The organism is Geitlerinema sp. PCC 7407 (genome assembly GCF_000317045.1).
In the GTDB taxonomy this organism is placed as follows: Bacteria; Cyanobacteriota; Cyanobacteriia; order PCC-7407; family PCC-7407; genus PCC-7407.
The window spans coordinates 961,651-987,337 of sequence record NC_019703.1 but is presented as its reverse complement, the minus strand read 5'-3'; the positions used below and the strand labels follow the sequence as shown (position 1 = coordinate 987,337).

Here is a 25,687-nt window from a genome sequence, read left to right as displayed (position 1 = left end):
TTTCTACGCTGAAGTTTGGACCTATGAACCCTGCTCTGACTCAATTTGGCGATCGCATGTCTCACCTGACCGGCGTGCGGGCGATCATGAAAGACATCATTGAAACCCTCAGAGCAGGCAACCAAGACTTCATTAACCTCAGCGCCGGCAACCCGGTGATCCTGCCGGAGGTCGAGCAGCTCTGGCGCGAGTGTACCCAAGACCTCCTGAGCAGCCCCGAGTATGGCGAAGTGGTCTGTCGCTACGGCTCCAGCCAGGGCTATCAGCCCCTCATTGACGCCGTCGTGAAGGACTACAACCAGCGCTACGGCCTGAACCTCACCGATCGCAACGTCCTGATCACCCCCGGCAGCCAGTCTCTCTACTTTTTGGCCGCCAACGCCCTAGGCGGCTACACCACCAGCGGCGATCTCAAGCAAATTGTGCTGCCCCTGAGCCCCGACTACACCGGCTACGGCGGCGTCCCCCTCAACCCCGAATCCCTCAAGGCCTATCGCCCCTCCCTCGACATCGACGCAGCGGCCCACCGCTTCAAATACCGCCCCGACTTTAGCCAGCTGGAGATCAACGAAAACACCGGCTTTGTCTTGTTTTCGCGGCCCTGCAACCCCACAGGCAACGTCCTCAGTGACGAAGAGGTGCGCAAAATCGCAGCCTTGGCAGCCCCTCACAATGTGCCGGTCTTTGTCGACTCGGCCTACGCGCCGCCCTTCCCGGCCCTAAACTTCACCGAGATGACACCCATCTTTGGGGGCAACATCATTCACTGCACTAGCCTGTCGAAGGCTGGGCTGCCGGGCGAGCGCGTTGGCATTGCCTTGGGCGACGAGCGGCTGATCCAGCCGCTGGAGTCCTTTTTGACCAATATGTGCCTGCACTCGTCGCGCTACGGTCAGGCGATCGCGGCGCGGGCGATCGCCTCGGGAGCCCTCGTCGAGATCTCAGAGCGGGTGATCCGCCCCCACTACCAGCAAAAATTTGCGGTGGTCGAGGAAACTCTCGATCGCGCCATGCCCCAAGACCTGCCCTGGTTCCTCCACCGCGGCGAAGGGTCGATCTTCTCCTGGCTGTGGCTAAAGGACTTGCCGATGACGGACTGGGAATTTTATCAGGTGCTCAAGGGCGAAGGCGTGATTGTCGTGCCGGGCAGCCCCTTCTTCCCGGGCCTGACCGAGGAGTGGGACCACCGTCACCAGTGTTTCCGCATCAGCCTGACGGCCAGCGACGCCGACCTCACCACCGCCATGGAGCGCCTCGCCCAGACCGTGGCGCGGGTCTACCAACCGGCGATCGCCCGTTCCTAGGCGCGACGCGACGCTGTCCCAAGGCTGCGCTAAAATCGTGGATCTTTCCAAATCATGGTGATTTTCTGTGGCCCTCCCCTCCCCGAATCTTGATGGCTGGCTTGCCATTGGCCGTATCGTCGCACCCCAGGGATTGCGCGGCGAACTGCGGGTCTATCCCAGTACCGACTTTCCTGAGCGGTTTGAGGAGCCGGGACAGCGGTGGCTGCTGCGCCCCGGCCAGACGGAGCCCCAGGCCGTGCAGCTCGTGGAGGGCTACGAGGTGCCGGGCAAGGGCCTCTACGTGGTCAAGCTGGCGGAGGTGAGCGATCGCAACCAGGCCGAAGCCCTGCGCGACAGCCTGCTGCTGGTGCCTGAGAGCGATCGCCCGCCCCTCGAAGCAGACGAGTTTCACGTTGTCGACCTGCTCGGCCTCAGCGTCATTGAGCAGGCGACCCAGACCCTCCTTGGCACCGTCAAGGACGTGATTCCGGCGGGCAACGATTTGCTGGAGGTGCAGCTCGATCCGGCGTGGCTGGCCAGCCACGCTCCCGCCCCGGAAGCCGCCGAGACTCCCGAGCCAGAGACCGACCCCGAGAACAAAGGCGATCGCAAAGCACGGCCTCGCAAAGCCAAGCCGCCAACGGTGCTGATTCCCTTTGTCAAAGAAATCGTGCCGGTGGTCGACCTGGTGCAAAAGCGCCTGGAAGTCGTGCCGCCCGCCGGCCTGCTAGAGATCAATCGCTAGGTCAGCGGCAGCAAAATTTCGAACTCTGTACCAGGAGAATGGCCGTCTACAGTTCGGGGCGATCGCAAGCGCAATTCGCCCCCGTGCTTGGCCGTCACGATGCGATAGCTCATGGCCAGGCTCGTTTCCTTGGTGGCTCGGCGCTCCACCGAAAAGGACTCCTCGACCTGGCGCTGCTGCTCTGGGCTCATGCCAGGCCCATTGTCCGCAATGATAATGCGCACCCAGCGTTCGCTCAGGGAGCCTTCTTTGCCCACTTCCGCCTGGTCACAGAGCTGGGTCTTCACCTCGATGCAGGGCTTCTGGACGTGGGAGCGGGGTCGGTGGGCGATCGCCGTCGTGGTTTCGGCCTCCACCGCCAGCTTTTGGCGCACCGCCTCATCCAGCAGCGAATCCACCGCATTCACCAGCAAATTCATAAACACCTGCCCCAGCTGCCCCAGATAGCACGACACGGGCGGCAGATGGCCATAGTCGCAGACAATCTGAATTTCGTTGGCCAGACGACTCTTGAGCAGCAGCAAGATGCCGTCTAGACAGGCGTTGAGGTCAGCAGGCTTGGGATAGACCTCGTCAATATGGCAAAAGTTTTGCAGACCAGAAGCGAGCTTTTTGAGGCGTTCAGCCCCGCTGCGAATGCTTTCGATGGCCCGGGGCAGGTCTTCTTGGAGATAGTCCCACTCCACCGCTTCCTTGAGGACAGCGATCGCCGGTGACGGCGTCGACTCCTGGGCCTCGTAGGCCCGCAGCAGCGCGATCAGCTGGTCGCCATAGGTGGTCAAATGGCTCAGATTCCCCCAAATGAAGCCCACCGGATCGAGAATTTCGTGGGCCACCCCGTCCACCAAGGACCCCAGGTTGGCCATTTTCTCGTTGTGGATCATCTGCATCTGAATGCGCTCGTAGCGCACCTGGGTCTCGATGCCCCGAATCTGCCAGTAGGCAATATTGAGATCGTGGACGTTGAGCAGGCGGTAGGCTTGGCCGGGGGACTCCACCAAAATCGGCTCCCCCTGCAATTCGGGCGATCGCCGCAGAGCCCGCTGAGCCGCCGTCACGATCGGCGTATCCTCCAGCAGCCATAAAACATCCGCGCGGGCGTGGCTGTAGAGCACCGACACCGGGCGATCGAGAAACAGGCCCATGCCTTCTGGCCGAATTAGCGATTCGAGCAGGCGCTGTCGGGAGAGCAACCCCAGCAAGCGCCCCTGCTGCTGCAAAATCACTCCCGGCAGCAAAGGATACTGCTCAAAAATGGCCACAATTTCGCGGCTCAGGCAGGTGGCAGCGATCGAGAACTCGTAGAGCGGCAGTTCTCGCAGCACAGACTCTAGCTTTAGATCCTGCTCGCTTCCTTCTAGCCGATAGGGCAAGGGAGGCTCATATCTATGGGCATCTAACACACATCAACGACCAGACAAAGGTTGACATCCTCTTTCCGCAACCCTAACAAAGATGCAGAAAAATTCCGTGGATTACCCCGAAGGTTTCCTGCTTTTCAACCTTTTGATGAGACCCAAGCGTTTGGGGCGCGAGCCTCCGCCAGACTGATTTCACAGGCATCTTTCAGCGTCCACTCACCGCAGGCGAGGCAAAACGTCTGGAACTGGGAATACAACCTCCAGCCCTCAGGCGTTGGGGTGGCGTTACCAGGGCAGCGATTCACTCAAACCATTGGTCTGATTCTCTCATACTCATAGAGAGCGTGAGCGATGGCTAGGTGAGCAGCGCAGCTAGGCCAGAGGCAGCAAAATTTCAAAGGTCGTGCCTGTCTGATCGATCAAGGCTCCGTCTTGGGTCGACCGCGACCAAAAGTTTAGGTGGCCCCGATGCTTTTGCGTCACGATTTGGTGGCTGATGGCCAGACCGAGCCCCGTTCCTTTACCGACTGCCTTGGTGGTGAAAAAGGTATCGAAAATTCGCGTCTGAATCTCTTCAGGAATGCCCGAGCCGTTATCAGCAATGCTCACGGCTACCCACATTTTGGGATGAGGGTCATGGGGGCCGCTTAGTCGGGACTGGAGCCGGGTGGTGATCTGGAGGTGGGGCCGCCAGCCTGTTCTTGCGCCGTTGGTAGGTATCAGGGCGTGCTTTTCACTGAGGGCGTCGATCGCGTTGCTCAGCAAGTTCATAAACACCTGGCTGAGCTGCCCAGAGTAGCAGGGGACGAGCGGCAGATCGTCGTACTGCCGGATGACCTCGATTTCGCCTTCTTTTTTTAGGCGGCTGCTGAGAATGAGCAGGGTGCTTTCGATGCACTCGTGCAAATCGGTGGGCCGCAGCTGCGATTCATCCATGTGGGAGAAGTTGCGCAGGCTGTTCACAATTTTGCGCAGGCGCTCGGCGCCCAAGCTCACGCTGCTCAGCAAGCGCGGCAGGTCCTGGGCCAAAAACTCAAATTCGATGTCTTCTTTGAAGGTGGCGATCGCCTCTGGCTGGCCAGCCTTCGCTTCATACAGCTCCACCAAGTCCATCAGGTCCTGGCTGTAGTTCGCCAAGTGCTTGATGTTGCCGCAGATAAAGTTCACCGGGTTGAGAATTTCGTGGGCGACTCCCGCCACCATCTGGCCCAAGCTCGCCATCTTCTCCGTTTGGATCATCTGCGCCTGGGTCTGCTCTTGCAGCTGCTGCATCGCCAGCACATGGATCTGGGAGTGGGCAACCAGCAAATGATGGGTATCCAGCAGCCGGTAATCTTGGGGGGCGACTTCCACCACGATGGGCTCGTAGAGCAAGCTGGGCGATCGCTGCAGCGCCATCTGAGCCGCACTCACCACCAGCGCCGTCGCCGGCAGCACCAGCACCTCCGTCGAGGCAAACTGGTACAGCACCTCCACCGATCGCGTCAGGAAAATTTCCAGGCCGTAGCGACGACTTGTCAGCTCCCGAAAGCGGCGACGAGAGATCACCCCTACAAACTCCGCTTCCCGCCGAACAACAATCCCGGGCAGCAGAGGATTGTGATCCAAAGCATCCGCCACTGACTGGGCTGGCGCCTGCAAATCCACTTGGCAATCGTGCAGCGCCAACTGATAGAGCGTTGATTCCAAACTCACCGCTGCATCGCCCATCTCGCGAACTGGCGAAGCAACCGAGGCATCAAGACAGGGCAGTATTGACATGGGGAAAAGCTCGTGCAGCCGTCGAAATCGCGGCAGTAAACAGCCGACAAGAGCTGTTTAACATAGAATTCGCCACTGCATCCTAGCTGGGAGTCCCTGCGCTTCACAACGTCAGAAACATAACCGCATATTAAATCCGCTTTAACGCAAATTTTTCTGCTCTCTACTCTCTGCTAGGACCGGTCTTCCTCAGGCGCGGATAGCCTCGAGGGCGATCGCCGCGTCCCGTTTTGCAGGTCGGCCTGTTCCCCAAACTGGATGTGCAGAGCCTCTAGGTCTTCCGGCGCCATCCGCACCAGCAGCGATCGCAGCCGCATCCGGTGAATATAAGGCCAACCGCCCTCCGCCTCAATATCTCGCAGCAGCGCATAGAGCGCCTGGCGGTTTTGGGGCAGCGAGTCCTGAAACCACGTATCACAGATCTCCTTGTGGAGACGCTCCAGCTCCCGAAGCACAAACAGCAGATTGAGGCTATCCCCCTCCTGCTGATGGGCGATCGCCCGCACTTCTTCCAACTCCGCCTGCAAAGTTTCCTGCCACCGAACCTGCTCCAATCGATGATCCTCCATATCGCCCCTTTGGTCCTTCAGGATTAAGCCCTCAACACCTGCCCTAGGCTGAAAACCTTCCGACACTCAATCCAAGATCGCAGCCCAGGCTTCTCAAAAGAAACTCGTTTTTGCGGGAGCCTCGTTCTTTGAGCTTCACATCAGAAGATACGCTTCAGCGCCTATCGCAAGGCTCCGCATACCAGATTCACGCTCCCAAAAACCTGGGGTGCCGATGGACATTACCAAGCTAATTTTTGCACCCTTGGCAATTCGTCGCTAACCCCCGCCCGTGATTTGAGCCCCAGTCAACCGCAGCTTGCCCCTCCGTACCCTTGCAGCAGGGCCGGGGCTACTAGCCAAGTCAACTCAATCTACAAGACTCAGGTGTTTCAAAATGTATCAATCGTTAATCTAACGAGGGAAAAGCAGCAGCCAGAAATTAATTCTTTTAAAAAACCTCTAGCAATTTAACGGCACCTCGAAAGGTTACAAGACCGTGTACAATGCTTTGGTGGGACTTGGGTTGAACCATTTCGGCATCATAGAGGCATTTTTTAAAAATTGGCATCAACTCAAAAACGTCTCCCCAGCGATCGGTAATGTCTTGAAAAAACACATTACAAATTGTTACGTAATGTGTTCATCTTTTCCTAATTTGGTTTAGAACTCATTACTTACCCGCTTGGATCAGCTTTGAAGAAGCACCCCTTTACTTGCACTGGCAGGGACTTTGATATTTGGTATTGAGGTTAACTATGAGATACCGTGCTCTGATCACCGCGCTTGTGGCTGTATGCCTCAGCGTTCTAACCGCTTGTAGCGAAGGACCATCCGCTGGCAGCGATCTGCTGACCTACGACCAGATCGTCGGAACTGGCCTAGCAAACAACTGTCCTCAGCTCCAAGAAACCAGCCGGGGCGCTATTTCCATCGACTCCAGCAAGTCCTATCGGCTGAGAGACCTTTGCCTCCAGCCCACCGAATATCTGGTCAAGGAAGAGAGCAGCAAGCGGCGCGAGTCTGCGTTTGTCCCTGGCAAACCCCTGACTCGCTACACGACGACCATTGACCAGGTGGAAGGCAGCCTCAGCATCGGTAGCGATGGTAGCCTCACCTTCAATGAAGAAGACGGCCTAGACTTCCAGCCCACCACCGTTCTGCTGCCCGGTGGCGAGCAAGTACCTTTCCTATTCACCATCAAAGGTCTTGTTGCTCAGACCCAGCCGGGTATCGACAGCATCAACACCTCCACCGACTTTGAAGGCAGCTTCAAAGTGCCTGGCTACCGCACCGCCAACTTCCTCGATCCCAAAGGCCGGGGCCTTGCTAGCGGCTACGACAACGCAGTCGCCCTGCCCGCTCAAGCTGACAGTGGCGAACTGAGCCGCGAGAACACCAAGAACTTCCGCGTGCGCGAAGGCAACATCTCACTGCAAGTTGCCAAGGTCGATCCGGTCACCGGCGAAGTTGCGGGTACTTTCGTGAGCATTCAGCCCTCTGATACCGACATGGAAGCAAAAGATCCTGTCGATGTCAAAATCCGCGGCCTCTTCTACGCTCGCGTCGAAGCGTCGTAAACCAAACGTTGACTTCAACCCTTTAGCTCATTGTTCAGAGCTTTCACGGTTTGCAATGTTCGGATCACAAATAACTTAAAAGTTTCTGATCTGGGAATTGATCTGGAAGCTTAAAACGGGGGAGAGACAACTAGTCTTCTCCCTCTTTTTGTGCGTTCTTTGGGAAATAGTTATTGCGGCTGTCCTTTGGCTGCTCGACTGCTGGCAGTACCGTACAACCAATACTCTAGGAAGTAATCTTTGAGGCCACGCTAATTAGTAAATTTATGGTGAAATTTTTTGACCTCTGCTAAATTTCTTGAGATCTGAGCTGTTTCTGGCTTTAATTCCAGCGATCGCCTTTGGTAGGCTAGGGTCGGGCTGGCTGTACTTCCGTACAATTAGCGTTGCTTCGTCTTCCGAAAACTCGTAGTTTGAAATGATAATTCAAGCTGACTTGGCTAGCCGTGACCCCAGAGGTCCCAGACTCTCAGCAGTCAAGCAACGGGTGCTAGCCACGCAAGGTGCATCTACAAGCTTCAGCATTCTTTTTGGATTTGACCGGCGCTTGAGCTACGGTGCCGGGTATGATGAGCCCAGGACACTGGCAGATATTGCACTGTCTTATTATTTTCTGGGGCTGACATCGTCTACTAAACCCACGTGCTCTACCCCCTGAATTCGTCATGACTACAACTCTCTCGCATGACCTGAAGCAGAAGACACTTCAGCTTTTGAAGCAGTATCGCGACTCGCCTTCGCCTGCTCTCCGCAATGAACTTGTTCAGCTCAACCTAGGCTTGGTCCGGAAGGAAGCTCATCACTGGATCAACCAGTGCACTGAGAATTATGAGGATTTGCTTCAGGTGGGCTCGATGGGGCTCATTCGGGCGATCGAGCGTTTTGACATAACGAAGGGGCATGCCTTTAGTTCGTTTGCGATTCCCTACATTCGCGGCGAAATTCAGCACTATCTGCGCGATAAGGGGTCACCGGTTCGGATTCCGAGACAGTGGTTGACGATTCAGCGCCAAGCGGTTTGGGTGATTCGCGATCTGCAGGTGAAGCTAAACCGGCTGCCGACCGACTTAGAAACAGCCGAAGCGCTGGAGATCACGCTGGATGAGTGGCAGCAAATCAAGCTAGCTTGCCAAAACCGATCTCCGCTGAGCCTAGATGCACCGGTGTCCGATGATGACGAGGGCACAGCCAGTCTGGGGGAAATGCTGCCGGATAGTCACTATCGCAGCTTCCAGCTAGCCCAGGAAGATCAGCTGCGGCTACAGCAGGCGCTGGTGCAGCTTGAGAAGCGCACTCGCGATGTGCTTGAGTTTGTATTTCTCTATGATTTGACGCAGAAGGAAGCGGCGGAGCGCTTGGGCATTAGTGCTGTGACGGTATCGCGCCGAGTCAAGCGAGGCCTACAGGCTCTCAAGCAGATGATGGCTGCTGGCAATGAGGCGTCCTGAGGGTGCTGGGTAGAGCACAAGCCAAGAGAATAAGCGGCGATCGCTGACTTTCAGAGGCTGGCTCGCAAATGTTGCAGAGTGCGTCGTTTCATCTGTGTCCCCCGAAAGTAGTTGATATTCTAGTAGCAGGCGCGCTAGTAGAAAGGCTGCTAATCCAGCGACACTGGCACATCAGTTTGCGATTCCTAGAACTCCTATGTCTTCAAAGCGTCGATCGCCCGCTACTGCCCGCTATTTGTTGGCCCGGCTGCGGCCCCTGGCTCAGCCAATTTTTTGGGGACCTGCGATCACGCTGGTGATTGCGCTGCTGTTTGCCTGGGACTACTGGCAGCGTCCTGGAGAACTGGCCAACTACGGGGCAGAAAACTCAGATTTGATGAATAGCCGCGCGGCCCAAGAGGCGGTCGGCGACGCTGAGAATAATGCCATCGGCGCTGATATCGATAATTTGGACGTGCTGCTCGGAGAGCTCCGGCCCAATCCATCGGAGGGCGGGAAGGCCAAGACAGAGGTGTCGCCCGCCGGGGAAGTTGATCTTTTGCAGATGGCGGCGTCCCAGGCGATCGCTGAGCCGGAGCGGCCGGATTCTTCAGCTTCTCAAGACAAGCAGCGATCGCAGCTCTCTCGCGCAGCAAACCGACCAACTGAAGCATCTATTTTTGCAGATTTATCCCAGCCCGCTGGGTCGGCTTCTGAGTCGCCCTACGGTCTGACATCTCTATTGGGGTCGGCCAATCGTTCCCGCAGCCGCAGCTTTGGGACCTACAGCAGCAATGCTTTGGGCACGAGCAGCGCCGAGACAGAAACAGCCCCCGTCAACCAGCTCCAGCAGGCTCTCGATCGCGCTGCTGGCTTCCCAGCGGCAGAGGCACCGGTCGCGGAGGAGTCGGGCGATCGCCCGGCGGCTACCGAGTCTCTTGGCCAGATAAGCCGCCCCAAAATTCCCAGCACTAGCGCACTCTACGGCAGCACGTCCTACGGCCAGCCCTACGTTGCACCGGGCGGATCGGGCATCAGCAGCTCTTCGTTACCATTGAGCAGCGGGTCGTACTCCACAGGCAGCAGCCCCAGTGGCTACTCACCCTACGGCACCGCACCGAGCGCTAGTACCAGCGCTCCAACGGTCAACAATGCCTATACTCAGCTGATTCAGCCCGCTGGCAGCCCCATGGGCAGTCCAGGCGGATACAGCAGCGTGCCGTCAACGGGCTCACCCAGCTACAGCTCTACGCCGGTTCAGCCTAGCTACAGCGGCTCCAACGGCAGCTTTGGGACATCCAGCTTTAGTAGCGCTCCCGGTACAACGACCCTGCCACAGACCAACAACAGCGCTTTCACCACCCGATCCTCGGTCCCGGGGCGAACGCTGGGGGGTGGCAGAATCGGTACGTTTTCTGATCCCTAGCAGGTTCATACAGGGTGAGGCGCTGTAGCGAGGCCAGAGCGCCCCACACGGGACGGTTGATCTAGACAACTCCATGTGGGAGGCGATCGCCTCCCACATGGGGCTTTGCAGGCCCCCTAGACGTGAGCTCTAGTCGTCGAAGTGGCGAATAATCGCATCTGCGAACTCTGAGCACTTGAGGGGTTCGACCGGCGGCGTCATCAGACGAGCCAGGTCATAGGTCACCTCTCCATTGGAAATCGCCGCGCCCAGACCCTTCTTGATCAGGTCTGCCGCTTCCTGCCAGCCCATAAACTCCAGCATCATCACGCCGGACAAAATCACAGAGCCGGGGTTCACGCGATCGAGACCTGCGTGCTTGGGAGCCGTGCCGTGGGTCGCCTCGAAGATGGCGCTGGTGTCCCCAATGTTGGCGCCAGGGCCCATGCCCAGACCGCCCACGATCGCCGCAGCGGCATCCGACAGATAGTCGCCGTTGAGGTTCAGCGTTGCCAAGATGGAGTACTCATCCGGACGGGTCTGAATCTGCTGGAAAATGCTGTCGGCAATCCGGTCATTGACCATCACCTTCTCTTTCCACTGGCCGTTGCCATGGGTTTCCCAGATCGCGTCTAGGACCGCTTTCACTTCGGCCGCGATCGCCCCTTGCTTCTCCGCCGTAAGGCTGTCGTACCCAGGCTCCAGCAGCCTTGCATTATCTTCCACCGACAGGTCAGGATTTTTTTCCTTATTGCCCAGGATCCACGACTCTCGCTCGGTCACACACTCGGCGCGAAACTCCGTCGTCGCGAGCTCATAGCCCCAGTCTCGGAAGGCCCCCTCGGTGTACTTCATGATGTTGCCCTTGTGGACCAGGGTCACCATCTGCTTTTCCTTGGGCAGTCGCAGCGCGTGCTTGATGGCTCGGCGGACCAAGCGCTGGGTACCGGTCTTGCTCACGGGCTTGATCCCAATTCCCGAATCCAGGCGAATTTGCTTACCCTTGTGCTCGGGTGTCGCCGGGATTAGCTCGTCGTTGAGCAAGGCGATCAGCTTGTCGCCGATTTCGCTGCCTTGGCGCCACTCCACGCCCAGGTAGATATCCTCGGTGTTCTCGCGATAAATGATGACATCCAGCTTTTCGGGGTTGCGATGGGGCGACGGCGTGCCAGGGTAGTAGCGGCAGGGGCGCACGCAGGCATACAGGTCATGAATTTGCCGGAGCGCAACGTTGAGAGAGCGAATACCGCCCCCCACAGGCGTTGTCAGGGGTCCCTTGATCGCTACCCCGTATTCCTGGATCGCCTGGAGGGTATCTTGGGGCAAGTACTGGTAGGTGCCGTACTTCTCGCAGGCTTCGTCGCCTGCGTAGATTTTGAACCAGGTGATTTTCCGGCGATCGCCATAGGCGGCCTGTACCGCAGCATCAAACACTTTTTGGGAGGCTGGCCACAGGTCAACCCCCGTTCCATCTCCCCGAATAAAGGGAATAATTGGGTTGTCAGGCACAATGGGCTCACCGTTCTCAAACTTGATCGGCAAGCCTGTCTCGGGAGGGGTGATCTTTTCGTAGCTGCCCATCGCGGCTCCTAGCTTTCAGCGCTCATATAGACCGGGTAGATCTTACACTGCGGGATTCCTTCGTGTTTCGCTTTGGAATACCGCTCAGCAGAATCAGTCGCAACAAGTTTTACTCTGAGCTTGGCAGTTGCCTGACCCCTAGAGCCTGAAAGTTTGATTTTGCGGTTGTTTGACGATCAGTTGAATTGCAACAGACTTGCCGCAGAATGGAGTTAGGCCAGGCCAGACTGCCTGCTAACTGCCAAAGAGATAGTCACCGTCTTTGACGTCTGCGCGAGATTTCGAATGAAGCGAATTTTAATTGTCGACGATGATGCAGCTCTCAGGGCGGCTTTAAGTCGTTATTTGGAAAATAGAGGTTTTGCAGTTCAAGTTGCTGCTTCAGGGCTAGATGGATTGCGCGTGTTTGAAGACAATCCGCCCGATGTGGTGGTGTCTGACGTGATGATGCCGGAGATGGATGGCTTTGAGTTTTGTAGCCGTCTGCGGGCCACCCGGGCCGGACAATTGGTGCCGTTTATTTTTCTCTCGAGTAAGGGAGAGCTAGATGACCGGGTGCAGGGTCATCACATTGGCGCCGATGACTATCTGCTCAAGCCCTTTGAGCCGAGAGAGCTGGTGGCCAAGATCGAGGCGCAATTGGAGCGATCGCGCCGCACCCACGCAGAAATTGTCCGGCTCATCCAGCAGTCTGACCGCAGCCCCAATGGCGCCGAGGAGCACCCTCCTCAGCCGCTGCCGCTGACGCCCGCCGAGGAAAAGGTTTTTTGGGAAGTGATTCAGGGCTATACCAACAAGCAAATCGGCGATCGCCTTTTTGTCAGCCCCCGTACGGTCCAAACCCACCTGAGCAACATTTTGAGCAAGCTTCAGCTCGAAAATCGCTCGCAGCTCATTCGCTACGCCTACGAGCGGGGCTATCGCCCTCCCAGCGAGGAGATGGCGGAGGATTAGGGCAGGTTTAGGGTTGAATCTTTGAATCTAGTGATGTCTGGGATGTCTGGTCTGTACACGCTCGAAACGCTGGTTGCCCAAATCCAGGCCGATCCCCAGCGATGGCGTCCTCTGGTGTTTACCAACGGCTGCTTTGACTTGATCCACGCTGGCCATGTGCGCTATCTCCAAGCTGCCCGACGTCGGGGTCGGGCGCTGGTGGTGGGTCTCAACAGCGATCGCTCGGTGCAAGCAATCAAGCCCGCCCGTCCCGGCTTTCCGCAGCGGCCGATCATTCCAGAAATTCAGCGGGCCGAGGTCTTAGCGGCGCTGCGGGCAGTGGACGGCGTCGTTCTCTTTGAGGAGACTACCGCGACGCGCCTGATCGAGGCCCTACGGCCCGAAATCTACATCAAGGGCGGAGACTACGAGATTTCTCAGCTGCCCGAAGCGCCGGCAGTGCAGGCCTACGGCGGCCACATCGAGCTGATTCAGGTCGAAGTTCCCAGTTCAACCAGCGCGATCGTCCAGCAGATCTTGGCCGGGGCGATCGCTCATCCACCTGTGCTCTAGCCGCTCTTCATCAGCGCCCTCGACCCCACCGAGCGATGATCCCAGACCCTTGGGCTCACCAGCGTCCGAGCCGGGGCCGCGGTCTAGAGCAAGGGGCCTGAGGCGATCGCGATCGCCGGATGATCCAAACAACTCCCCCCAAGAAGACGGTCACAGGTGCATAACTCTTGATAGTGTTGAATTTATGGATGAATTTCCACCGACTATGAGTAGCCCCTCCACCCATTGCGGATCAAATTCTGTCACCAACACTATGGATCAGGTCACCGTTCTTCGAGAAAAGCTGCAATCTGAGCCTGAAAAAAATTGGCTACCGGTGATCCAGGACCTAGCAAATTTTGGGGAGGCGGGCCTCATGGTTTTGCTAGACTTTCTGCGATCGCAGCGCGACAACCCCGTCACGCCGGCCGTCGGGAAAGCGCACCAGCTTTTGGTCGCCTCCGGGTCGGCGATCGCCCTCGACAGCCTCGAGAAAGAATTTCCCAACGGCGTCATGCCCCGTGCCTCAGACCAGCAGATTGACTATCTTCCCCTTGAGAACCTGCTGGCTGCCCAAAACTTCCAAGAAGCGGACGTCGTCACCCTCCAGAAGTTTTGTGAACTCGCCGGCCCCATTGCCATGCGGCGCAAGTGGGTCTACTTCAGCGAAGTCAACTCTTTTCCCATCGCCGACCTGCAAACCGTCGATCGCCTGTGGCAAGTCTACTCCGAAGGTAAATTCGGCTTCTCCGTCCAGCGGGAGCTCTGGTTTGGCGTCAGCCGCAGCTGGGATCGCCTGTGGCCCAAAATCGGCTGGAAGGACGGCCGGACCTGGACCCGCTATCCCGGCGGCTTTACCTGGGATTTGAGCGCCCCTCGCGGCCATCTGCCCCTGACCAATCAGCTGCGCGGCGTTCGGATGATGGAAGCGCTCATGAACCACCCCGCCTGGAATTCCTAGTGCTGGCTCAGCCGCGCGCTGGTGTCAAAGTCGACGGCTCGCGGCGCGGAATCTCGTAGGTCAAAAAGTCGTGAGCCATGAGAGTCTGGGGAAAAATCGCCCGCGCCTCCGCCAGCAAGTCCTCGAGCTGAATGGCATTTCCGGGCGCATAGCGGGGGCTGAAGTGGGTCATGATCAGCTGCTGTACCTGGGCGGCTAGGGCCACCTGGGCCGCCATGGTCGAGGTGGAATGCAGCCGCTGAAAAGCCATCTCCGCATCTCGGTGGGAGAAGGTGGCTTCATGGATCAGCACATCGACATCCTGGGCTAGGGCGATCGCCTCCTCGCAAAACACCGTATCCGTGCAGTATGCCAGTTTGCGACCTGGCTGATCTGGCCCGCACAAATCGTGCCCCCGCACCTGGCGTCCATCGGGCAGCGTCACCACCTCACCCCGCTTCAGCTGGCCGTAGATCGGCCCAAACGGAATTCCCAGCGCCGCAGCCCGCTCCGCATCAAAGCGTCCCGGCCGGTCCTTCTCCTCCACCCGATACCCAAAGGCTGGTACTCGGTGCTTCAGCAGCGTGCAGAACACCCGAAATTCATCATCTTCATAGACCAGACCGGGTTCGACCATGTGCACCTGCACCGGGTAGGACAGATGGGTGTGGGAATAGCGCTCGCAGGCCCGCAAATACTCCTCGAGGCGGGGCGGCCCGTAGAGGTCTACCCGCGCTGTGTTGCCCGCCAAGCCGCAGCTTGCCAGCAGCCCCATCAGCCCGAAGACATGATCGCCGTGCATGTGGGTGACAAAAATGCGCGTCAGCTGGCTGACCTTGAGATCGCTGCGCAAAATTTGGTGCTGAGTTCCTTCGCCGCAGTCAAACAGCCACATTTCCGCCCGCTGGGGCAGGCGGAGAGCCACGCTAGAGACGTTGCGGGCGCGGGTAGGGATCCCAGAACTCGTACCAAGAAAGGTGATTTGCACGGCTGAAAACAAGGAAGCAACAGTGAACAAAAGCTCTCCCTATGGTGGCACAGATGCCTTCGCCAAAGGATGGCCATGCCGATTGCAAACAACATCTGCTGGTATAGTATTCCAGTTAAGAAAGTGGTCCCTCGGTCAGATTTTGTGCGGACGCAGGGACCCCAGATAGCGTAGTAAGGGGATGATGGAACGCCCAAAGGTTGGGGATTTCCTGGAACCTTTGACGCCCCCCAAACATCCTTAATAAGCGGCTCCAAGCTCACCCAATTTGGGGCTGCTGTGCGATCGCCCATCCTGATAAAAAATCACTCCCTTCCATTTTTGAGGAGCGTTGAAAGCATGAGATTTGGTTGGTTGTCTTCCCTCCCCCTCAATACAGCCAAGCTCGTTGGCAAGCACGCCTGGCTTTCAGTGCTGCTGTGGCTCGCCACCATGGCCCCGGCTCGGGCCGCTCTCGAACTACGGGTCGCCATCGAAGAAGACACATCCCAGGTTCTAGTAGGCAGCTCGACCGCCGCGACGGTACGCACTGCGAGTGGCGAGACCCTCGGCGAAATCGCCGGGATGAATGGGTTTGAAGCGAGGCTCCAGGGCGGCGGGATTGTCCTGAGCGACGGTTCGGGCGATCGCTGGCAAAACACCGCCCTGTGGATCGAGCCCTCGGGCGAAAACGGCCTCGTTTGGATCGGCGACAAGTGGTATCGGGGTCGAGTGCTGCTAGTTCCCAGCAGCGGAGGCCTCACCGCCGTTAACTACGTGGACCTGGAGCACTATCTCTACAGCGTGCTCGGGAGCGAGATGAGCCCCAGCTGGCCCCTCGAAGCCCTCAAGGCCCAGGCAGTAGCCGCTCGCTCCTACGCGCTCTATCAGCGCAAAACCGCCGGTAATACCGTTTTTGACGTTGGCGACACCCAGTCATGGCAGGTGTATGAGGGCGTCAGCAAAGAGGCGCCTAGCACCGTTGCGGCGGTCAGCGGTACAGCAGGCCAAGTCCTGACTTACAACGGCCAGATTATTGAAGCCGTCTTCCACTCGTCTTCGGGCGGCTACACAGCGAATGTCGAAGATGTCTGGAGCGAGCCCCGCCAGTATCTGCGGGCGGTGCAGGATTTCGACAATATTCCTGAAAATAAAAATGCCCAGTGGGAAGTGGCTTTCTCGGATGCCGAGCTGGGCAATCTGATCTCCGGCGTGGGCACGGTGCTCGATATCGCGCCAGTGCGGCAGACGCCCGAAGGACGGATGGTGTCGGTGCGGGTGCGGGGTACGGGGGGCGAAAGAACCCTCAGCGGCAGCGCGCTGCGCCAAGCCCTAGGGCTCAAGAGCACCCGCTTTTCAGTGGCGGCCGGCAGCGATCGCACGAAGGCCGCCAGTGGGTCGGTGTTCGTCTTCCGAGGCGGCGGCTGGGGCCACGGCATTGGCATGAGTCAGTGGGGCGCCTACAACCTAGCCAAGCAGGGTAAAGACTATCAGACGATTTTGTCCCACTACTACCAAAACACGCTGCTGTCGGCGATTAAAGTTGAATAAGTCTTGTTTTGGGATGCTTTTGGGCATTCAGTCCCAATTGCTTTGAAATTCACAAAAAATAGGCGCGATCCAGTGGCGATCGCGCCTATTTTTGATTTTTTGCTCTGCGCTTTTGCGCTGTCTCTTCGGAGGCTCCAAACCTATCAGCAGAGCTTCAGCGGTTGAGAGAAGCCTGCGGCCAAAGCCTGAGCTAGCATCCTCAAGCCACTAGGAATCTCGAGCCTCAAGGCGGCGCTGCCACTCAGCGTCGATTTGATCCTTACGCTCGATATCTTGCTCAATGAGGTCAGATTCGGTCGTGTAGGCCAGATTCTTGGCATCAACCACCGTTTCTGCGGCAAAGGTGCGGGCATAGTCGAGCTTGTGCTGCAATTCAGGGGTGGCGCGATTGAGGGCGATCGCCCGTGCCTGCCGCTGTTCGTTGCGCGCGTTCACTTTGGCATTGCGCCACTGCACCCAGAAGTAGCGCACCAGGGGAATCGTCAAAAAGGCCGCGCTGTAGCCCAGAGAAACGCGGAACAGCAGGACAAAAAGACTGGAGGAAACGGCCGCTTCAGCAATGAGGCTGCCCAAAACCAGCGAGAGTACCAGCAGGGTACCGCCCAGGGCGATCGCTCCCATGATCTGACCCGACGAGGCCAAGCTAAAGCGCCAAGACATCTCCTTGAGGTAAGCCGCTACTGACTGGGTACGGGTTTGAGCAGCCATGGTTTGCAGCTCTGGGAAGTGGTAGATCAGGCCGCCCTCCTGACTGACCTCCGGGCGACCGTCAAAGCGCAGCAGCACCGGCAGCATATAGTCTTCGGTCGATTGGGCGCTGCGATCTCCCAGTTCATCGAGGTAGGGGGCAATTTGCTCCGCTACGACTGCTCCCTGATGATTGCGAATGGTCGTAGCGATCAGCTTCCAGCGACGCTCTTCTAGAATCGCGTTGGGGTTACCGTCCCCAAAGAGGAAGGAAAAAATCGCCACAAAGAAATTCATGCCGCTCTCAGACTGCTGGCGCTCCGGGCGCGCCTCGTAGCCATAGCCTGGATCAAAGAACCAGAACAAATCTGGGGTAATCCAAACGCGCGGCAGCCCAAAGCCACTACCTGAGTCGCTATCGCTGCTGGAGTCGCCGTCTCCATCGCGATTCAGGCTCATGACAATCGCAATAATTGCCAGCAGCGTCAGCGCTATCAAGGCAACAAGAACAATGCCAAAGGAAATTCGGATGAGATAGAACAGCACCCGCCAGACTTTTTGCCACCACTCTTGGAGCTGCAGCCGAAAGTACTTGTTGCGCAGGATTGTGCGAAAATCCTTCGAAAATTGATACGCGATGTCTCCAGACTCCGCCACCTGCAGGTGGCCGCCCGCATCACTGGCCAAGGCCAATAGCTCTCGCTGAGCTACCTTGATATCCAAGCCAGCCTGGGCTGCGACATCCCCAACCGTAGCGCGGTAATTGAGTTGCTCAACCGCTTTCATAACGGCAGGATTTGGCACCATGTCCGTCTCCCGTCGGAAGTTACGTGATTGACCCCTACGCGCTGCTACAGAGCCGCCGCGTTTAAGTATTTCCTAAAACAGCGACAGCGCGGTGATTTTCGAGCGGCAAGGGCTAACCCCATTGTAGTTCCTGGCACTTTGTGGCTAGGTTCGCTTTTGGGGGAAGAGTTTGTGGGCAACGGATGCGATCGCTCCGTTTTGGCTTTTATTCTGAGGGAGAGTCTTGGACACATTTGCGATCGCCCCTTTTCAGCGCTACGCTTTCCTTCTCAGCGCCGACGCCCCCTTTTGCCATGAATCACCGTCGCCCGACTCCCCCGAAATGGCGTTTTTCTCCTTCCCTGGCCTTTCCGCTCATCTCGGAGCAAAATTTGCTGCGATTTTTATTTTTGAGCGGTCTTTTTCTCCTGGTCCTAGCAGGGGTTCTTTTTTCGATGAGTCTTCAGGCACTGTCCGTCGACAACACGCGGACTTTGTGGCGGCTGTGGGAGGTGCTGCTCCTGTCAGGCATTGGCGGCGCGATCGCCGGCATGTTCTTCTCGTTTCGGCGGATCTCTCGTCGGCTACAGCAGTCGATCGCCGAGCTCCAAGCTGAGCGAAATTTTGTCTCAGCCGTCCTAGAAACCGCTGGTGCCCTGGTTGTTGTTTTGGATCAAGATGGGCGCATTATCCGGTTCAATCGAGCCTGTGAACAAACCACCGGCTATCGCTTTTCGGAGGTGCAAGGCATTCCGTTTTGGGACTTGTTTCTCGTTCCTGAAGAAATCGAGCCTGTCAAAGCCGTTTTCGAGGCCCTAAAATCCGGCAACTTTCCCAGCGAATTTGAGAGCTACTGGCAAACCAAGGACGGTCAGCGGCGGCTGATTGCTTGGTCCAACACCGTTTTGCGGCCCGGCGATCGCGCGCCCCAGTACATCATCGGCAGCGGTATCGACATCACCGAGCGCAAGCAAGCCGAAGCCGCTCTGCGCCTCTCAGAGGAAAAGTTTTCCAAAGCCTTTCGGGCCAGTCCAGATTCAGTCACCATCACCACCCTCAACGAAGGCCGGGTCATCGAAGTCAACGACAGCTTTCTCGAAAACACCGGCTTTACGCGCGAAGAAGTCATCGGGCTCACCACCAACGAGCTGAACCTGTGGGCCAACCCAGAAGACCGGGAGCAGATTGTTCAGCAGCTGCGCGAGCGAGGATCTGTCCGCAACCAAGAGTGCGAGTTTCGCGTGCGCAGAACTCAGGAAAGCATTACCGGGCTCTTTTCAGCTGAGGTCATCGACGTCGAAGGGCAATCCTGTTTGCTGTCGGTGATCAACAACATCACCGAGCGCAAGCGAGCGGAGGAGGCCATCCGGCTATCTAGCGAGCGGGAACGGCTGTTGGGTGAAATCGCCCTCCGAATTCGCCAGTCTCTTGATCTTGAGCAGATTCTCAACCGGACAGTCGATGAAGTTCAGAAGTTTTTGCAGGCAGACCGGGTCTTGATCAGTTATCTGGGGTCCAACATGCGAGGGCAGGTGATCGCCGAGGCTGTTGTGCCTGGCCAGCAATCTTGCCTCGGGCAGGCTGTGGCAGAGGATTCAATTTTGGAGGAAATTCAGGCCCTGTTTCAGGATCAGCCTGTGCATGTGATGGAGGATTTGCAAGAACTGGAGCTAGAGCCCAACAGTTCCGGCAGGCTAGAGTTTTTGAAAACCTATGCAGTGAAGGCAGCGATCGGCGTTTCGATCATGCTGGGGCGACAGCTCTATGGACTTCTCGTCGCTCACCAGTGCACAGGCCCTCGCCAGTGGCAGCCTGCTGAAATTGCGCTGCTGCAGCAGTTGGCCACGCAGGTGGCGATCGCTATTCAGCAAGCCCAGCTCTACGAACAGGTTCAGACGCTCAATGCCAGCCTAGAGCGCCAAGTTGAAGAGCGTACCGCCCAGCTACAGCAAAAGATGCAGGAGCTTCAGGAGGTCAATCGACTCAAGGATGTTTTCCTGCACGCGGTTTCCCACGACCTGCGCACGCCCGTGATGGGAATGCTGCTGGTTCTCAAGAATTTGCTCAAAAGCGAGGAGCCAGATGCCCAGAAGCCCGCGCTTCAGGAAACCGTGCGGGTTTCTCGGAGCATTTTGGAGCGCATGGTCCAAAGCAGCGATCGCCAGCTGACACTCATTAATTCTTTGCTAGAGGTTCACGCCAGCGAAGCAACCGGGATCATTTTGCAACCAGAGCCAGTGCAGCTAGGCGAGCTGATTGTCTCAATTTTGAAGGATTTAGAGCCAGTCATCGCCAAAAATCAGGCTACTTGTGTCAACCTCGTCCCAGCGACCCTGCCGCTCATTGACGCCGACAGCCATCAGCTTTGGCGAGTGTTTGACAACTTGGTGACCAATGCCCTCAAGCACAATCCGCCCGGCATCGAGGTTTCGGTCAGGGCGATCGCCGAAGTAGACCGGCTGCGCTGCAGCGTTGCAGACAACGGCGTCGGCATGAACCTTTCCGCCGAGGAAGCCGCGAATCTTTTTAATCCCTACTATCGGGGCCACGAGAGCCGCCACTTAACCGGCATCGGCCTCGGTCTTTATCTCTGTCGACAAATTATAAAAGCACACGGCGGTGAAATTGGGGTCGAAAGTCAGCGAGGGCAGGGAACCAAATTTTGGTTCACGCTGCCCCTCAGCGAAGCCCTGCTTCAGACTTAAGACACCTATCCCAATCTAGACAGACATCGCGGAGTTATTTTCAGCTAGCTCTGCCAGCTGCTCTTGCTGATCAGCGCTAATGCACGCCTGAATAATCAGATCAACATCCCCTTCTAGGACAGAGGTCAGCGTGTAGTTTTGTCCCAGGCGATGATCGGTGACGCGGTTGTCTTTGTAGTTGTAGGTGCGGATCTTTTCAGAGCGTGCCCCCGTTCCTACCTGCGATCGCCGCATCGAGGTCACTGCCTCTTGCTGCTCCCGCAGCTTCATTTCGTACAGCTTGGCCCGCAAAATCTGCATCGCGCGCTCGCGGTTTTGCAGCTGCGATCGCTCTTCCGTACAGAAAATCCGGATTCCCGTCGGCTTGTGGAACAGGTCAACCGCCGTCTCAACCTTGTTGACGTTCTGACCTCCAGCGCCGCCCGATCGCGCCGTCGTCAGCTCAATATCCTTGGGATCGATCGCCACCTCTACCTCATCCACCTCTGGCATGATCGCCGCCGTCGCCGTCGAGGTGTGGACTCGTCCGCCCGCCTCCGTCACCGGCACCCGCTGCACGCGGTGGACTCCAGCTTCATACTTGAGCTTGCTGTAGACGCGATCGCCCTTAATCTCCAGGATCGCCTCCTTGAATCCGCCCATATCCGCCAGAGACTCGCTGACTAGCTTGACCTGCCAGCCCTGACCCTCCGCATATCGGGAATACATTCGGACCAAGTCCCCAGCCCAAATGCAGGCTTCGTCTCCTCCCGTACCTGCCCGGATCTCCAGCATGATGTTCTTCTCATCATTGGGATCTCGAGGCAGCAACAAAATCTTCAGGCGCTGCTCCAATTCCTCAAAGCGCGCATCCAATTGCCGGACCTCCTCCTGCGCAATCTCGCGCATTTCTGGGTCCGAAGAAGCCTCCTTCAAAACCTGCCGAGCGCCAACGAGCTCCTCTTGCGTCTGCTTCCATTCCTCATAGGCCGTGACCGTCTCCTCCAGCGAAGAACGGGCCTTAGCCACCCGCTGATACTCATCCGGATCTCTCGCAATATCGGGATCGGCCAAACGACGAGTCAGCTCGTGGAAAGTAGTTTCCACAGAATTGAGTTTTTCGATCAGATAGGACTCAGCCATAGCTCGGCGACGCTCAATCGGAACAGCAAATCAAAATTTATACGGCAAGCTCTCAGCCGCCCAAGATGTCTCATATCACTAGACTGAGAACACCACTCGCCACAACTGAGAGCATAAAACCTGTCGCCAGACCTAATTTTCAGACGCTGCCGAACCTGCCTGGCTACCATCCATCATGCCGTACTTCCGCAAGAAGCGTTCAACACGCCCTTCGGTATCAATAATCTTCTGGGTACCCGTATAGAAGGGGTGATTACCAGACCAAACATCCACATGGATTTCAGGCTGGGTTGATCCCACCGTCATCACGAGCTCACCGTTGCAATAAACTTTGGCCTCAGGGTGCCACTCCGGATGAATATTGGGCTTTGCCATTGACTGATCTCAACTCTTGTCAGGTACGTTTCGTGTCGATTTTTGCGACCCATCTAGAGGGGGCACACAATCCCCCTATAGACCAGTCCATTAACGCTTCGAGAACTGAGGAGCCTTACGAGCCTTGCGGAGACCGTACTTCTTACGTTCTTTAGCGCGCGGATCCCGAGTGAGGTAGCCCTCAATTTTCAGAGGCTTGCGGTTTTCAGGATCCAGTTCGCACAGCGCTCGAGCAACGCCCAAGCGAATCGAATCAGCCTGACCCGTCAGACCACCGCCACGAACATTCACCAGAATGTCGTACTCATTTTCCAGACCGAGGGTCTCAAGCGGTGCCTTTGCAACACCCAAATAGGAGGGGTTGAACTGGAGATACTCAGTTCCAGGTCGACCATTGATGACAATCTGGCCACTGCCAGGCACAAGGCGAACTCGCGCCACAGAAGACTTACGGCGTCCCGTCCCCCAATACATTGCCCGTCCGGCTTGTTCAGTCGCTTGCATTAATTATTGCCTCCTGGAACAGTCTGAATCTCTAGAATTTGAGGTTTCTGTGCTTGGTGAGGATGCTCAGCACCCGCATAGACCTTGAGCTTCGTAAAGAGCTGACGACCCAAGGAGTTCTTAGGCAGCATCCCTTTCACAGCATGCTCAATGATGCGCTCAGGCAGACGAGCCTGCAATTTTGCGAAGGTCTCGACTTTCATACCGCCTGGGCGACCGGAGTGGCGGCGGTACAGCTTCTGCGTCCGCTTGCGGCCAGTCACTTGGATCTTGTCCGCATTGATCACGATGACGTGATCACCGGTGTCCATAGAAGGCGTGTAGTCAGGCTTGTGCTTGCCACGCAAAATCTTTGCAACTTCACTGGCCAAGCGTCCCAGGCGTTGGTCAGTCGCATCGATGACATGCCACTGATCCACACGAGACTCAACATTGGGTAGATAGGTTTTGTTCATAGCGCTCCAGATGTCGGATGACGGTGTGAAATGTCAACTCAAGTAATCAACTAATTTAGACTCTGGGCAAACAGAGTAGAGACTCTAGAGACTCAGGTGCCTGGGGTAAGGCTAAATGCGGCTGAGTGTCGTACCAAGTCTCCGGAGGAAAAGGCGATGTCGGATAACCAACCCGCAGCAGACACAGTCCTTGGGGAGGAGCTGCATACTTTACCTCGTCCCGCCGTTGGCCTTGCCAAAGGGCGGTGAAATCTTCAGGAGAGAGAGCGCCCTGCCCCACGTCCACTAGCATGCCAACTAACAGACGCATCATTCCGTACAAAAAGCCGCTAGCCTGCACCTCGATATAGATGAAAGGTCCATCGCGATCGCAGAGCACATCTTGAACATCTACCCAGGAATGAGGGCGACTAGAACCTGCTCGGTGGAAAGCAGCAAGGTGATGACGACCTACTAGAGGCTCAAGGGCTGCCCGCATCCGAGATTCGTCCAGAGGCGCTTGGTAGTAGTGCCAGGCCAAAGAACGAACAAACAAATTAGGGCAGGCATCCGTATACAGCGTATAACGATAGCGACGCCAAGTAGCTGAAAAGCGCGCGTGCCAGTGAGAATCAACCTGAGCTGACGCCCGGATCAACATATCATCCGGCAGGCGAGCATTTAGGACATCGCGCCATCGATGAGCAGGAATGAGCGTTTTCGCATCAAAATGGACGATCTGCGCCGCGGCGTGAACACCCGTATCCGTGCGTCCAGCCGCATGTACTCGTACCGGATAGTCAAGCACTGACTGAATAGCTTCTTCCAGTTCTTGCTGGACTGTTCTCTGACGCGGTTGCCACTGCCAACCGTGAAAGCGAGTTCCTAGATACTGAAGTACCAAAGCAATTCGCTGAGTTGGAGGTTGGCTCACCACTGTCATTACTCCAGAATTAATCCGGTTTTAGACCAACTCAATGATGGCCATTTCAGCATTGTCACCCCGACGAGATACTGTTCGCAAAATGCGGGTGTACCCGCCGTTGCGATTGCCGTAGCGCTCTTTTGCCTGAGCAAAAAGCGCATGGACCAGCTTCTTGTCATAGATGTATCCCAAGGCTTGGCGGCGAGCCGTCAAAGAGCCATCCTTTGCCAAGGAGATCATCTTTTCTGCTTCCGACCGAACGGCCTTGGCGCGAGCTTTCGTGGTCGTGATCCGACCGTTGCGAATGAGCTCAGTCGTCAGCGATCGCAGGAGAGCGCGACGCTGGTCAGCGGGCTTACTCAGTAATGGAACACGACAACCGTGACGCATGATTCTTTACCAACCTGAACACTTTACACAGCTACTCGTGTAGAAAACATTCAGCTGTTTTCTACTCGCCTTTTTTGACAAGTCCTCTAACTACTCTTTGAAGACTTTTCTTGGGGCAGCGTAATTCCCAAGCGATCCTGCAAGGCCTGGATCACTTCCTCAGCAGACTTTGCGCCAAAATTCTTGATCTCCAAGAGGTCTTCCTGGGAGTAATCCAGCAAGTCCGCTACGGAGTTAATCTGGGCACGCTTCAAGCAGTTGTAAGCACGCACTGAGAGCTGTAGTTCCTCGATGGGAATTTGGCTTTCAGGACCCTCAGTTTCTTCAGGACTTTCTTCGTCCGCAGGGAACGTAATGTCCTTGAGAGGATTGAAGAGGTCAACCAAAATGTTAGCGGCCTGGCTGAGGGCTTCTTGAGGCGTCAAACTACCGTTGGTCCAGATGTCCATGATCAAGCGGTCTTTTTCCAAAGAACCACCGACGCGGGCATCTTCAACGGTGTAGTTCACCTTGCGAACCGGCATGAAAACCGCATCGATTTGCAGGAAATCTAGCGACGTAGCTTCATCCCGGCTTCGCTCTACAGAGCGGTAGCCTTTGCCCTTCTCGATGCGAAACTCCATTTCAAGAGTCGCATTGGGGGCTAGGGTCGCGATGTATTGATCTGGGTCTACAAGTTCAACGTCGGCAGGCAGTTCAAACTGCTCTGCCGTTACGGTGGCAGGTCCCTGCACTACTAGGCGACCAATCTGAGGCTGAGATGAATAGCTTTTGAGAACCACCTTTTTCATGTTGAGGAGGATGTCTAGTACGTCCTCTCTCACGCCTTGAATAGTCGCAAATTCGTGGCTCACGCCTGCAATGCGAACTGCAGTGATTGCGACGCCCTCTAAGTTCGAGAGCAATACTCTCCGCAGAGCATTACCTACGGTTGTACCTTGGCCGCGCTCTAGCGGTTCAAGGACAAAACGGCTGTATTGACTTTGATTGTCTTCCGTAATGGAATCTACACACTCAACCTGAAATTGCGCCACAGGGCTACCTCCCTTCTGCTGACGTTGATGAAACGCCTAGATTTAATTTGTTTTTTGGTTTCGGATAAAGGCTAAATGCCAAAGTGGG

The 25,687-nt window shown here is 56.7% G+C and carries 23 protein-coding genes; 10 read left to right on the top strand and 13 right to left on the bottom strand.

Annotated features, from left to right (window positions below; genetic code table 11):
• Positions 1-23: 23 nt before the first annotated feature.
• Positions 24-1,304 (top strand): valine--pyruvate transaminase, encoded by a 1,281-nt coding sequence (locus GEI7407_RS04240; protein ID WP_015170892.1) that lies wholly within the window; start codon positions 24-26, stop codon positions 1,302-1,304.
• A gap of 67 nt (positions 1,305-1,371) precedes the next feature.
• The gene (gene rimM, locus GEI7407_RS04235; protein ID WP_015170891.1) at positions 1,372-2,031 is read left to right on the top strand and encodes a ribosome maturation factor RimM; all 660 of its coding nucleotides are present in this window, start codon (positions 1,372-1,374) and stop codon (positions 2,029-2,031) included.
• On the opposite strand, the gene GEI7407_RS04230 is transcribed toward rimM, so the two are convergent.
• From GEI7407_RS04230 to GEI7407_RS04220, 3 genes are all read right to left on the bottom strand, one after another.
• The gene (locus GEI7407_RS04230; protein ID WP_223294481.1) at positions 2,028-3,404 is read right to left on the bottom strand and encodes a sensor histidine kinase; all 1,377 of its coding nucleotides are present in this window, start codon (positions 3,402-3,404) and stop codon (positions 2,028-2,030) included. The two genes, rimM and GEI7407_RS04230, sit on opposite strands and share 4 nt — an antisense overlap.
• Before the next feature lie 360 nt (positions 3,405-3,764).
• On the bottom strand, positions 3,765-5,153 hold the full coding sequence (locus GEI7407_RS04225) for an ATP-binding protein (RefSeq protein ID WP_015170889.1): 1,389 nt from the start codon (positions 5,151-5,153) through the stop codon (positions 3,765-3,767).
• 173 nt (positions 5,154-5,326) lie between these two features.
• Positions 5,327-5,722: a hypothetical protein gene (locus GEI7407_RS04220; RefSeq protein WP_015170888.1), complete on the bottom strand. Its 396-nt coding sequence runs from the start codon at positions 5,720-5,722 to the stop codon at positions 5,327-5,329.
• Between the two features lie 737 nt (positions 5,723-6,459).
• Between GEI7407_RS04220 and GEI7407_RS04215 the strand changes: the two genes are divergently transcribed.
• The 3 genes from GEI7407_RS04215 to GEI7407_RS04205 all read left to right on the top strand — a co-directional run bounded on the left by GEI7407_RS04215 (position 6,460) and on the right by GEI7407_RS04205 (position 10,134).
• The gene (locus GEI7407_RS04215; RefSeq protein WP_015170887.1) at positions 6,460-7,281 is read left to right on the top strand and encodes a photosystem II manganese-stabilizing polypeptide; all 822 of its coding nucleotides are present in this window, start codon (positions 6,460-6,462) and stop codon (positions 7,279-7,281) included.
• 665 nt (positions 7,282-7,946) lie between these two features.
• Positions 7,947-8,729 carry an RNA polymerase sigma factor SigF gene (locus GEI7407_RS04210; protein ID WP_015170886.1) on the top strand — a complete coding sequence of 261 codons (783 nt, stop codon included), beginning with the start codon at positions 7,947-7,949 and terminating at the stop codon, positions 8,727-8,729.
• 196 nt (positions 8,730-8,925) lie between these two features.
• Positions 8,926-10,134, top strand: coding sequence for a hypothetical protein (locus GEI7407_RS04205; protein ID WP_015170885.1), 1,209 nt, complete (start codon positions 8,926-8,928; stop codon positions 10,132-10,134).
• A 129-nt stretch (positions 10,135-10,263) separates the two neighbouring features.
• On the opposite strand, the gene GEI7407_RS04200 is transcribed toward GEI7407_RS04205, so the two are convergent.
• Positions 10,264-11,694: an NADP-dependent isocitrate dehydrogenase gene (locus tag GEI7407_RS04200; RefSeq protein ID WP_015170884.1), complete on the bottom strand. Its 1,431-nt coding sequence runs from the start codon at positions 11,692-11,694 to the stop codon at positions 10,264-10,266.
• A 285-nt stretch (positions 11,695-11,979) separates the two neighbouring features.
• Here GEI7407_RS04200 and GEI7407_RS04195 point away from each other — a divergent pair, with 285 nt between their 5' ends.
• The 3 genes from GEI7407_RS04195 (at position 11,980) to GEI7407_RS04185 (ending at position 14,140) form a co-directional block, all read left to right on the top strand.
• Complete coding sequence (locus tag GEI7407_RS04195) at positions 11,980-12,648, top strand: response regulator transcription factor (RefSeq protein WP_015170883.1); 669 nt, start codon at positions 11,980-11,982, stop codon at positions 12,646-12,648.
• A 42-nt stretch (positions 12,649-12,690) separates the two neighbouring features.
• Complete coding sequence (locus tag GEI7407_RS04190; protein ID WP_015170882.1) at positions 12,691-13,200, top strand: adenylyltransferase/cytidyltransferase family protein; 510 nt, start codon at positions 12,691-12,693, stop codon at positions 13,198-13,200.
• 253 nt (positions 13,201-13,453) lie between these two features.
• Positions 13,454-14,140 (top strand): GUN4 domain-containing protein, encoded by a 687-nt coding sequence (locus GEI7407_RS04185; RefSeq protein ID WP_041268266.1) that lies wholly within the window; start codon positions 13,454-13,456, stop codon positions 14,138-14,140.
• A gap of 7 nt (positions 14,141-14,147) precedes the next feature.
• Here GEI7407_RS04185 and GEI7407_RS04180 read toward each other — a convergent pair whose 3' ends face one another.
• Positions 14,148-15,107, bottom strand: a complete 960-nt coding sequence (locus GEI7407_RS04180; protein WP_015170880.1) for a ribonuclease Z — start codon at positions 15,105-15,107, stop codon at positions 14,148-14,150.
• Positions 15,108-15,446: 339 nt separating this feature from the next.
• Between GEI7407_RS04180 and GEI7407_RS04175 the strand changes: the two genes are divergently transcribed.
• Complete coding sequence (locus GEI7407_RS04175) at positions 15,447-16,637, top strand: SpoIID/LytB domain-containing protein (protein WP_015170879.1); 1,191 nt, start codon at positions 15,447-15,449, stop codon at positions 16,635-16,637.
• A gap of 207 nt (positions 16,638-16,844) precedes the next feature.
• On the opposite strand, the gene GEI7407_RS04170 is transcribed toward GEI7407_RS04175, so the two are convergent.
• Positions 16,845-18,131, bottom strand: coding sequence for a hypothetical protein (locus tag GEI7407_RS04170; RefSeq protein WP_015170878.1), 1,287 nt, complete (start codon positions 18,129-18,131; stop codon positions 16,845-16,847).
• A 434-nt stretch (positions 18,132-18,565) separates the two neighbouring features.
• Here GEI7407_RS04170 and GEI7407_RS04165 point away from each other — a divergent pair, with 434 nt between their 5' ends.
• On the top strand, positions 18,566-20,815 hold the full coding sequence (locus GEI7407_RS04165; protein ID WP_190274171.1) for a PAS domain S-box protein: 2,250 nt from the start codon (positions 18,566-18,568) through the stop codon (positions 20,813-20,815).
• Between the two features lie 15 nt (positions 20,816-20,830).
• Here GEI7407_RS04165 and prfA read toward each other — a convergent pair whose 3' ends face one another.
• From prfA to GEI7407_RS04135, 7 genes are all read right to left on the bottom strand, one after another.
• The gene (gene prfA / locus GEI7407_RS04160; protein WP_015170876.1) at positions 20,831-21,937 is read right to left on the bottom strand and encodes a peptide chain release factor 1; all 1,107 of its coding nucleotides are present in this window, start codon (positions 21,935-21,937) and stop codon (positions 20,831-20,833) included.
• Between the two features lie 132 nt (positions 21,938-22,069).
• Entirely contained in the window at positions 22,070-22,312 is a 243-nt protein-coding gene (gene rpmE, locus GEI7407_RS04155; protein WP_015170875.1) for a 50S ribosomal protein L31, read from the bottom strand.
• 90 nt (positions 22,313-22,402) lie between these two features.
• Positions 22,403-22,816 (bottom strand): 30S ribosomal protein S9, encoded by a 414-nt coding sequence (rpsI, locus tag GEI7407_RS04150; protein ID WP_015170874.1) that lies wholly within the window; start codon positions 22,814-22,816, stop codon positions 22,403-22,405.
• A complete protein-coding gene (rplM, locus tag GEI7407_RS04145) occupies positions 22,816-23,271 on the bottom strand; it encodes a 50S ribosomal protein L13 (protein WP_015170873.1) in 456 nt (151 codons plus the stop codon). Before rplM ends, rpsI begins: the two co-directional genes overlap by 1 nt.
• 55 nt (positions 23,272-23,326) lie before the next feature.
• Positions 23,327-24,193 (bottom strand): tRNA pseudouridine(38-40) synthase TruA, encoded by an 867-nt coding sequence (truA, locus tag GEI7407_RS19870; protein WP_015170872.1) that lies wholly within the window; start codon positions 24,191-24,193, stop codon positions 23,327-23,329.
• Positions 24,194-24,214: 21 nt separating this feature from the next.
• Positions 24,215-24,565: a 50S ribosomal protein L17 gene (gene rplQ / locus GEI7407_RS04140; RefSeq protein WP_015170871.1), complete on the bottom strand. Its 351-nt coding sequence runs from the start codon at positions 24,563-24,565 to the stop codon at positions 24,215-24,217.
• 86 nt (positions 24,566-24,651) lie between these two features.
• The gene (locus tag GEI7407_RS04135) at positions 24,652-25,599 is read right to left on the bottom strand and encodes a DNA-directed RNA polymerase subunit alpha (RefSeq protein ID WP_015170870.1); all 948 of its coding nucleotides are present in this window, start codon (positions 25,597-25,599) and stop codon (positions 24,652-24,654) included.
• Positions 25,600-25,687: the final 88 nt, after the last annotated feature.